Below are 10,692 nucleotides of genomic sequence, written 5' to 3' on the forward strand. Positions count from 1 at the left end.
ATGTAAAATATATTATATTAGTTAACTTTCATAAATTTTTAGTACATATATTATTACATTAATTTTTTTAATTCTAAATTTAATATTTATAATTTGCTAGATATTAATATCAATTTTTTATAAAAAATAAATAAGTGATATTAAATAAAAAAATTTTATAGAAAGGTTTTTAAAATGTCAATATATCATAACAAGTTTATTAATAGCAAAAAAACTGAAACTAAAACTAATAGCGAGAAATGTATACGTGGGGAAATTTTAAATGAGGGGACTAAAATAGCTGTAACTAATGATAGACCGTCCTTAGCAAGTAAGTTGCCACCTAAACCAAATAAGTAATTATAATGAAAATACCTAGAAGTCTACTCTTCTAGGTATTTATATAATTTATCAGTATTATAAAACTTTATTAAATGTCCTGACTCTTGATCATAATATTCCATATCTATTTTATATAATAATTTTTCTTCCAAACTTAAATCTTTATCTGATTTAATATAATTAGCAGTTTCTGCAGTTTCTATTAATAAAAATTCCTTTTTCTTTCCATTTTGAGCAGAATATCTTGATAATACACCACAAGTTATAAAATCCCCATCTTTTTCTATAGATATAACCTTATTAATAACAGGTTGTTTCGAATTTTCAAATACCTCTTCCCAAATAGTAGAGAATTTAGTTTCTTGTGGTAGATTCCTCCAAGTTCTCCATTGGTTTATGCTTATCCTAACTAAATTATCCCAAATATATTTTTTTATAAAAATAAATAAAATACATCCAAAAAAAGTTAATATTATATATTTTACAAAAAATCTTATGTCATTTAACTTCTTAGGTAATTCAGAAAATGTATTTATATCTATATTGAATAATAATTTCATTATAATTAAATTTAATACTATTATAAATGAACTATACACTATGGCAGAAATAGTTTTTTCGAAATCTGATTTTTCCTTTTTTATTTTCCCAAAAAGCCTATCTTCTAATATCTCTGCAAAAAATCCCGGTATTGAAAATATAACCGCACTAAATATAGTTTCCATATTTATCTCCTATAAATTTTTTTATTAAACATAAATCATAAATAGTATATTATTTATGATTTATGTTTATATTAATTTTGTAATTACTTTATTAATATCTCATTTATCGCTCTTATATTAGCTATATCCAATTTATTATATGATTTTAAAGTTAAATCATATATATCTTCTTTTACTTGTTTTTTTTCTATATCTAAATAGTTAATAGTTACAGTAACTGCAAAGTTTACAAATTCTGATTCACAGCTATGTCTACTCATTGCATGAAGTATCAGATATGGTTCTTTTAAACTATTAAACATCATTTTTTTTGTTTTTCTTTTAACCACTGTATCCCATTTAAAATTTTGCTTTCTTTGTTCTTCTGTCTTATAAGCATTGCTAAATGCTGAATAAGTATTAGGATTTTTTGATAATTTCCATCCTAAACTTTGATATTCATTTATTAATTCTACATCTTTTGAAATATCCACAGACTTAGTTTTAGGATTCTTTCCTTCTTGTTGTTTTGTTAACTTATATTTATTTGCATTAGGATAAAAAGTGTCCTCTATACAAGTTAACGTATAATCTTCAGTATTTCTAGCATCTACTTCGGTTGCTATAGCAATTGTCCATTTTATTTCTACTTTACCGTCATAATCTAAATCATTTAAAAATGGTATTGGTAATTTTATTGATTGAGTAGGTCTTAATCTGCTTTGATATATAGTAGTGATACTATTTGCGGAACATAGTAATATATCGTCCGTATTATTTTTAGCAATTCCATGCCCCATGTATTTATCTGCTTTCTTATTAGGGTGATCTGCTGTATGAATCAAAAGAGTTCTCGCTAATAGAGGATTTGCTAAATTAAATCTACCTATAATTTCAGCAGCTTTAGCTGCTATAAGAGGAGATGAAAAACTAGTTCCTGCAGTAAAATTTTTATTTAATCCATCAATAGATATAATCTCAAACGGATTCTCTTCACTGCCTCCAAATTCTAGTAAATCTGGCTTGATTTTGCATCCCTCTCTCCCATCTCCATAACAGCTATAGTTTGCCCTAATAATCTCTCCCCTAGACGAATTCGAATAAGATCCTACTCCTATTCCATTTACTGAATCTGATGGAGCTTGAACTCTCGCTAAATCGGATTCTAAATCTCCATCATTTCCTACTGCTACAACAAATAATTTATCTCCACATTTTGATAGTTCATCAATTGCATATGTAAATCTACTTATATTATCATCATCAATTGCTCCATACGGTCCTATAGAGAGATTGTATACTTGTATATCTGGCCTCTTTGGTACAATATCTTCAATTATATCAATAACTTCATATAGATCCATATCCATTTCATCACTTAATGGAAATACTCTAAAGCTTTCTACATTAACTATGGGAATAGGTAAAGATTTATCTAATCTGTGATTTGACAAATCTCCATACAATATACTTCCTACGACACCTGTTCCATGTGACAAAAACCCTACATCCTTACTAGTTTTAATAGGGTTATATTCTTTAGCAAATGGCTTTAGGTATGGATTATCCGAATCTATACCACCATCAAATACCCCAACTTTTATATCTGATTCTGAGTTTTCTGTTGGCAAATCAGGTAAATTTTTCTCAATATTTAAAGATCTAATTTGAGGTAATTCCTTGAGAATAATTGGATGAGCCGTTCTTATTGGATTGTATCTAATTATTCTTTCTAAAGTTTTTTTCGTAAGCAATGCACTTACAAATGTAACCCCTGATTTATATGTTTTAAACTTTACCTTAGATACATCACCCCCATACTCCTTAATTAGATTGAGTAATTTTTCTTTTACAGTATTTGTATCTTCATCAAATGGATGTAATACTAACTCAACTCGACCTTTTTTCCATTCTGATGAAAATTTACTTATTATATCAGAATGAGTATCGTAATATAATTTATCTATACTCCTTATATTATCAATTGCCCCTTTAGTAAAACCATCTGATCCTTGATCTAGCATAATCTTTAACTCATTTAATTTATTTTTATTTAACTTTAAAAATATCTCACTACCTATTTTATTTTTTTTACTTATTTTCTTATTTTTTTTATATTCAATTTCTTTTGTCCATTTTTTACTACCTACAGATTTAGCTTCAATGGTCGATATCAAAGCTGAAGGGTAGTATGATTTTGCTGAGTAATCAACATTCATTTTTATATTTATAATAAATTCATCTAATACAAACTCTTTTGGAGTGCTATCGATTTCTTTTATTATATTATTAATTTCATTTGAAATTCTAGTTCTTGCATCATCAAAAGATGGTCTTGTATCCTTCTTAGGAATTTTATTATCTTTTTTATAAGGAGTTATATACTCTTCCCCTCTTATAAGTAATGGTCTTCTTTTGTCATTCTTCATTCCTTACTTCCCCTTTTTATATAATTTTGAACTGCAGACACACTTTTGTCTAGTATGGTAGACATCTCTCTATATGTCATACCTATTTCATCTCTTGCAACTTTGCAAAACTTAGTATTAAACTCTATATCTTTAAAGTTGCTTGAATTTGCAATTTCTATAATCAATGTTTTATTTACATCTCTTTCATACATTAAAACTTGTTTTTTTACCCTATCACATATCTTAAAAATTTCTGCCGGAGACATCCCTTCCGTTAATTCTGCACACACTAAGTTTAATTTTTTTACTTTTTTATAATATAATTCATCCTTAAATGCCTCATCGAATATTTGTCCTCTAGCATGTTCGTCTGGAAGCGGAATATCTAGCGATATATCAAACCTTCTCCATATAGCTTTATCCAGTAACTCTGGATGATTAGTTGCTGCAACTAGTATTGAGTGACTCGGCCATTCTTCCAACTCTTTTAATAATACATTTACAACTCTTTTCAGCTCTCCTAAATCACTTGAATCATCTCTTCTTTTTGCAATTGCATCAAATTCATCAAGTAATAGTAATGTAGGTTCTTCTTTTGCATAAGTAATAACTTTCTTTAGATTTTGTCCAGTTTTTCCCAAATAACTCGAAACAGCCCCTGCCATATCTAATGAAGCAAACTTTAATTGAAAAACACTTGATAAATATTTTGCTAATAAAGTTTTACCTACACCTGGATCTCCATATAAAAGTATTGATGAAGTAGGACTTAATCCAGCTGAAATAAGTTTATTAATCTGTTTTCTTTCATCAATAATCAAATTTATTTTTTCATCCACTGACTTTTCAAATATTGGCTTTTCAATATTTATTGGTTCTTGTACATCTAATAAGTCAAATCTTGATTCCACATCTTGTGGAGGTGATGAATATCCTATTGATCTAGATGTTGATAATCCAGCTCCATGGAATGTTAACGCCTCAGATATTTCATTTGCTATTTTAGGGTCTTCTGACTTTATATTTTTTATTATTTTAGTTGATAAAGCTCTTATAGTTCTAGAGTCATTGTCTAAACCTGCTCTCACTAAACGTGGTATATATTCCTCCAATTTCATTTTACACCATTACCTTTCATATTCATATTGTAATATATAACTTAACCTCTATTTTCAATACTTATACCACTTTTTGTATTATTTTTTTTACATATCATTTATTATAGTACACACATTTATTTTTGTCTATATATTAAATTTTAGTATCTTAGAATGTATTTTATATTGTTAGAATGTTATAATTTACTAAACGAGGTGATGCTATGATAGCTGCAATATATTCTAGAAAATCAAAATTTACAGGAAAAGGTGAATCTATAGAAAATCAAATACAACTTTGTATGGACTATGCTAAAAATCTAGGAATTAATGAATTTTTAGTCTACGAAGATGAAGGCTTCTCTGGTAAATCTACTGATAGACCTAAATTTAAAGAAATGCTTAAAGATGCAAGAAGTAAAAAATTTGATTACCTTATATGCTACAGACTAGACAGAATATCTCGTAATGTTTCTGACTTCTCTACCCTTATAGAAGATTTAAATAAACTCAATATATCCTTTGTATCAATTAAGGAACAATTTGATACTAGTACCCCTATGGGTCGTGCTATGATGTACATATCTTCTGTCTTCGCACAACTTGAAAGGGAAACTATAGCAGAACGTATAAGAGATAACATGTATGAACTAGCCAAAACTGGTAGATGGCTAGGAGGTATGCCACCATATGGATTCAATAGTACTCAAATTAATTACTATGATGATGGTATGAATCAAAAGAAAATGTACAAATTACAAATAGATAAAGACACAATGGAAATAGTAAAAATTATATTTAATAAATATCTTGAGCTTAGATCGCTTAGCAAATTATATAAATATATGTATGAAAACGGAATTAAAGGTACTCGTGGTGGAAATCTAGATCCAAGTGCTTTATCTCTTATTTTAAAAAATCCAGCATATGTTAAGGCTAATAAAAATGTTATTGATTATTTAAAAAGTATAGACATGGAAGTTATTGGCGATGTAGATGATACTCATGGAATTTTAACTTATGCTAAAAATACAGATAATCCTATAGCTGCAGTTGCTAAACATGAAGGTGTTATAGATGCAGATAAATGGATTGAGGTGCAAAATTTACTTAATGCTAATAAATCTAAAGCTCCTAGAGCTGGTACTGGTTCTAAAGCTCTACTATCAGGTTTATTAAAATGTTCTAGGTGTGGATCTAATATGAGGATAACTTATAAAAATTCAAAAAAAGGAACTATTTATTATTACATATGTGGAACTAAAAAATCTTTAGGTGTATCAGCTTGTGATTGCCGTAATATTAGATCTGATAAAGCTGAGTCTAAAGTTATAGAAGAGCTTAAGAATAAAAGTGTTGAATCAGTCATATCAAATTATAAAAATGCTCAATTAGAAAACACAAAAGATAGTAAAGATATTAAAGCTCAGATAAATTCTATAAAAAATCAAATAAAAGAAAAAGAAACTTATATTGATAATTTAGTTATGCAATTAGCTAAAGTAACAGATAGCTCTGCCTCTACATTTATAATTCGTAAGTTAGAAGATTTAAATAATGAATTATCTGAATTAAAATCAAAACTTAATTCTTTAGATACTCTATCTTTAGAAAATAAAAAACTTGATATTGATATAAATATGCTTATTGATAATATAGATAAGTTTAATAAAGAAATTGATACATCTGATATAAATAAAAAAAGATTACTACTATCTACAATAGTTGATAGTATGTATTGGGATTCAGATGAAGAAACCATAAAAGTAAATCTTATAGGCATAAATTCAAATCGTAATTAAAGATATAGCTTCTGATATTTGGAAATTTAGGAACTTTTTTCCATATAGCAGAAGCTATATATATCAAAGTATAACTTTTATAAATGTAAGTTATACATCTTATAATACTTTATCATATTGTAAATATAAAATAGACTAGAAATTAATCTAGTCTATTTTATTGTAATCAGGATTGTAGCAATTTATACAAACAGCTTCTATCGTCTTTATAAAATTTTCATTCTTATTTGTTAAGTCTATATAATAAAGTTCTACATACTTTAAGTACTCAATTGCATAATACTCACTCTTTTTTTCTTTATTAATAACTCTTCACAATAGTCCGCTTTTTTGACTTGGTTGAAAATGTTGTTTTAGCCTATTAATCCCACTCCATTTTTTATTTGTAGTATGGCATTCACCTATATATATTATTCCATCTAAATTATGTTTAAAATAATATAATACTTTTTTATCTTTCAAGCACTCTATATGTTCATACTTCCTATTTGAAATTACACCTTTTTTTGTAGATACTATATCGCTATATTTACAAATTTTCGTACTTTTTTTAGTATTTTTAATAAATATTTAAAATAGTTTATCATAATATCTTGTTCCATAATACTCCTCCACATTATATATAATAAAATTATTTATATCAATTTTTTCCTAAAGTGAATTTTCAAAATTTTATATTTTTTAGTTTTAATTTAAAATTCTATTTTTATAGCGATAAAAGCTCATCTCTATGATTAAACACTATATATTCATTTCCTTCTTTTTTATGTTCAACCATTCCGAGCATTTTAAATTCTTTAAAAGTATCATATTCGTTAATATAATAAATGTAGTTAAATATTGTAAATGGATAATCAAAATATATACTTGTATAGGTTGAATAATATTTTTGGTGTCCAAACAGTTTTCCAATTTTTTTTACTAATAAAAATTGTTCTTCATTCAAATTAAACCATTTCTTATCAATTAATTTTAATTCTTTTTTTATGTCAATCAAATCATTTTCTGATAATTCAGTTTGAATTGAATATATAAGTCTACCAAAAAAATTTGATAAAATATCCGCACATCGTATTCCTATAACGTCTTTTGAGTCATAACTTCCTAACTCACAGTACTTATTATTTTTTTGTGCAGATGCTAAAATATTATCTTCTTTATCTAGTTTAACCTCTACCTCAAAAGGAGATATATTCATATCTTTTAGAAGCAAGTCAAAACCATAAAAAATAGTATCATAGTTCCATTTTATTTTTTCATCTAAATTAAGTTTAACATCTAAATAATCTAGTATACCTATTAGCTCTTTCAATGCACTTTTTTCTACTTCTTTTCTTTTTATACAATCTATCTTCCTTAACACTAAATTTAAACCATCGCGTATTTCACAAATAATATCACTTCTTGATAGTTCATTTGAATATTCAAAAAATTTTTCTGCTATGCCTAAATCTTTATAATTAAAAATAAACTTAGTAATAGAGTATATAAATTTTTCATAATTACATATTTTACTTATTTTTTCTATTTCATTTTTTAAAGTTTCCACTACTAATGCTTCAATTTTGCTGAACAAGTTTAATTGAAATATACATTTATATTCTATTAATATATCGAAAAAATCTAAATAAAACTTGACTGCATTAGTGTTTAAGGTTGCTATACCTGATTTAAAATTTTTCTTTGCTATTGTTGTACCTTTTAGTTCCTCTTGGTCTGAAATTCCATAAAATTTTTTATATTTATCTTCAAATTCTAAAAATTTTTTTTCAAAATCTTTAATATTATAATTTTCTACTCCAACAAAAGCACCTACAAAAGTATCACTTCTTTCTTTATCAAATATATTTAATTTCCCTTTCTTGTTTAGACATATTTTTCGATCATGATATGATTCATCAAAGTAAAAACAAAATTTCTTATTATTCATAATCTCACCCCTAATTTTTAATTACATAGTTAACTTTAATTATAAATGGGTTTACTATGTTTTGAATATTTACTAATTAACGTATTTTATTGTAAATATATAAACCCTATAAATTTTTTTAAAATAATGTAAAAAAATCTGTGTTTATTAATACTTTCTTAAAATTTGTTAATATCTATATTACTTGGATTACTAATAATCTTTTTTTCTTCATATTCCATATTCATATACATATATTTATTTTCTTCTATAGTGTTATTTTCAAATTTTTCCCATCCATAACTTATATGTTTTAATCTATTTTTATAATGAAAAAAATCAAGTTCAGGTGATATATCTATTCTAATATATTTGTATGCTGCAAAATTTTTTTCATATAAATTTATGCAATATTGATATCCACACAATCTTATTGTAAAAATAACTAGGGGTAGTTCTCCATTTACGTTTAATATTTTATCTTTTAGTACTCCATATCTAATTACAAGCTTATTATTTTTATTCATTCCTGGTATAAAGGTCTCTTTTATTAGCATATTAGGAATAGTATCAAACTTGCTATCTAATAAACCTTTATAAATTTCTAATCTATTAAAGACACTTGTAGGAATAATTGATAATGCCATTTTTACCATTGACTTAAAAACATTACTTTTTCTAAACCCACTTCTTTTTATCTTAATTACCATTTCATTGCTATTTTTTTTAAAATTTGTATATTCAGATTTACCGTCTTCTCCAATTATATCTTTCAGTATTAATTGCTTATTCTCATTTAATATATCTAGGCTTCCGTTTTTACATTTGTTTTTTCTTTTTCCTGAAATATCATAAATAGCTCTTATAGGCAATAAGTACATCCCTAGGTCATTTTCTAAATATCCAAACTTTTCATTACATTTATCACATTCTTCATTAGAAAAGATTCTATTATTTCCTGTTAGTTGTGGAATAGCATGAGCTTTCTTTTTAAAAGTAGCTCCATCATCCTTAGATTTATTACAAAACCTACATGTTCTATTTTCATTTTCTCCAATTTTTCCAATAAAAATTTTCTTGCTATTCTCATTTATTTTATATTCTTTAAGCGAGTACAAGTTAATTAAATCCATAAATTCACTTCCTTTTATATCCATTATATACATGTGTAATCTTTCATTCAATTATTTTACTTAATTTAAATTCATAATATAAGACAAAATTATCTATTTTTAATTAGTAAGCGAACTTTACTATATAACCTATACATAATCTTAATTTTTTATAAATTTTTATATTTTTATATAATGTATATTAGAATTTTTATAATAAGAAAGTAAACTATAAAAAAATAACTATATTCTAAAATTTTACAATTGATTTACAATATTCAACAATATTCAACACATAATCTATGATATTGTTATAATGTAACAATATCATTATTGAAGATAAATAAATTATGAGGGAGATATTTATGAAATATTATGCTGAACGTAAAAATTTACTAGATAGCAATTTAGAAATTACTTTTGATAAATTAAAAGATTTATTTTTATATGTATATAGGTTTTTTAAAAATAAAAATGGGTTTGATGTTGCTGAAAATGGAGTTTGGAGAAAGGGTGATCACCCCTGGGAAGATGATTACCAACTTGTATCTCCTTTATTTGGTTCATCTGCAGAGATATTTTTTATGAATCACTTAAATAGTGAAGATATTTATCCCATTTATGAACACTATGAAGATTATTCTGAAGAAGAATTATTTACTGTAATAGAAATTTTATATGATAAGATAGCTGTATATAATAATGAGAAAGGATGTTTAGATGTAGAAGATATAAGAAAAGAATTTGCAATTGAGATAAATAATATTTTAAAATTTTATGATGGTGGATATTTTTTAGAAACTAATAGTGGAACTATTATCAAAGGATCAGATGAACCTTTAATTAATATGCTAACAGAAGATTTAGTAAATTACCTTAATGAAGATGTAATGACTAAAATGAGGACAGCTGTAAAATTATATTATAGGTTTGATTCAAATATGGAGACTAAAAAGAAAGCAATTAATATTCTTGCTGATATATTAGAACCATTACGTAATGAATTAAAGGATATATTAAACAAAAAGTACGAAGTAAATAAAAATAATCATGATAAACTAATTTTTGAGATAGTTAATGGATTTAATATTAGACATAATGATAAAAAACAACGCACAGATTACGAAAAAGAAATTTGGTATGATTGGATGATGCAGTATTATTGTAGCATTATAATCACATTTTATAAGTTGAAATCAGCAAATGAATAGATGTTTAATAAAAAATAGCTAGGTTAGGATGTCCCGACATTGACTGATTTAGTTATTTTTTATATAGTTTGCTATTGCATAAAACTTATACTTTTTATGCCTTAAAGATTACCTTTAACTTATAT

General features: G+C 25.3%; 8 protein-coding genes. 3 read left to right on the plus strand and 5 right to left on the minus strand.

The window, feature by feature from the left end; translation table 11 throughout:
- Window positions 1-174 precede the first annotated feature (174 nt).
- Window positions 175-339, plus strand: coding sequence for a hypothetical protein (locus RWY47_RS11375; protein ID WP_224171097.1), 165 nt, complete (start codon window positions 175-177; stop codon window positions 337-339).
- A gap of 23 nt (window positions 340-362) precedes the next feature.
- On the opposite strand, the gene RWY47_RS11380 is transcribed toward RWY47_RS11375, so the two are convergent.
- From RWY47_RS11380 to RWY47_RS11390, 3 genes are all read right to left on the minus strand, one after another.
- A complete protein-coding gene (locus tag RWY47_RS11380; protein WP_224171096.1) occupies window positions 363-1,046 on the minus strand; it encodes a hypothetical protein in 684 nt (227 codons plus the stop codon).
- 83 nt (window positions 1,047-1,129) lie between these two features.
- A complete protein-coding gene (locus RWY47_RS11385; protein ID WP_224171095.1) occupies window positions 1,130-3,454 on the minus strand; it encodes a S8 family peptidase in 2,325 nt (774 codons plus the stop codon).
- Window positions 3,451-4,548, minus strand: a complete 1,098-nt coding sequence (locus RWY47_RS11390; protein ID WP_316030334.1) for an AAA family ATPase — start codon at window positions 4,546-4,548, stop codon at window positions 3,451-3,453. The genes RWY47_RS11385 and RWY47_RS11390 overlap by 4 nt, the downstream gene beginning before the upstream one ends.
- A gap of 209 nt (window positions 4,549-4,757) precedes the next feature.
- On the opposite strand from RWY47_RS11390, the gene RWY47_RS11395 reads away from it, so the two are divergent.
- Window positions 4,758-6,335 (plus strand): recombinase family protein, encoded by a 1,578-nt coding sequence (locus tag RWY47_RS11395; protein ID WP_224171093.1) that lies wholly within the window; start codon window positions 4,758-4,760, stop codon window positions 6,333-6,335.
- 706 nt (window positions 6,336-7,041) lie between these two features.
- On the opposite strand, the gene RWY47_RS11400 is transcribed toward RWY47_RS11395, so the two are convergent.
- Together RWY47_RS11400 and RWY47_RS11405 are read right to left on the minus strand one after the other, a co-directional pair.
- Window positions 7,042-8,265, minus strand: coding sequence for a hypothetical protein (locus RWY47_RS11400; protein WP_224171136.1), 1,224 nt, complete (start codon window positions 8,263-8,265; stop codon window positions 7,042-7,044).
- A 158-nt stretch (window positions 8,266-8,423) separates the two neighbouring features.
- Window positions 8,424-9,377 carry an HNH endonuclease gene (locus RWY47_RS11405; RefSeq protein WP_224171135.1) on the minus strand — a complete coding sequence of 318 codons (954 nt, stop codon included), beginning with the start codon at window positions 9,375-9,377 and terminating at the stop codon, window positions 8,424-8,426.
- A 344-nt stretch (window positions 9,378-9,721) separates the two neighbouring features.
- Between RWY47_RS11405 and RWY47_RS11410 the strand changes: the two genes are divergently transcribed.
- Window positions 9,722-10,567 (plus strand): hypothetical protein, encoded by an 846-nt coding sequence (locus RWY47_RS11410; RefSeq protein ID WP_224171134.1) that lies wholly within the window; start codon window positions 9,722-9,724, stop codon window positions 10,565-10,567.
- Window positions 10,568-10,692 lie beyond the last annotated feature (125 nt).

Origin of the sequence: Paraclostridium sp. MRS3W1, from assembly GCF_032465715.1 — a bacterium.
In the GTDB taxonomy this organism is placed as follows: domain Bacteria; phylum Bacillota; class Clostridia; order Peptostreptococcales; family Peptostreptococcaceae; genus Paraclostridium; species Paraclostridium dentum.

What these genes read in the sequence shown, in the direction of transcription:
- RWY47_RS11410 (WP_224171134.1), top strand. Translation starts at nt 9,722, where the DNA reads ATGAAATATTATGCTGAACGTAAAAATTTACTAGATAGCAATTTAGAA.
- RWY47_RS11400 (WP_224171136.1), bottom strand. Translation starts at nt 8,265, where the DNA reads ATGAATAATAAGAAATTTTGTTTTTACTTTGATGAATCATATCATGAT.
- RWY47_RS11380 (WP_224171096.1), bottom strand. Translation starts at nt 1,046, where the DNA reads ATGGAAACTATATTTAGTGCGGTTATATTTTCAATACCGGGATTTTTT.
- RWY47_RS11405 (WP_224171135.1), bottom strand. Translation starts at nt 9,377, where the DNA reads ATGGATTTAATTAACTTGTACTCGCTTAAAGAATATAAAATAAATGAG.
- RWY47_RS11385 (WP_224171095.1), bottom strand. Translation starts at nt 3,454, where the DNA reads ATGAAGAATGACAAAAGAAGACCATTACTTATAAGAGGGGAAGAGTAT.
- RWY47_RS11395 (WP_224171093.1), top strand. Translation starts at nt 4,758, where the DNA reads ATGATAGCTGCAATATATTCTAGAAAATCAAAATTTACAGGAAAAGGT.
- RWY47_RS11375 (WP_224171097.1), top strand. Translation starts at nt 175, where the DNA reads ATGTCAATATATCATAACAAGTTTATTAATAGCAAAAAAACTGAAACT.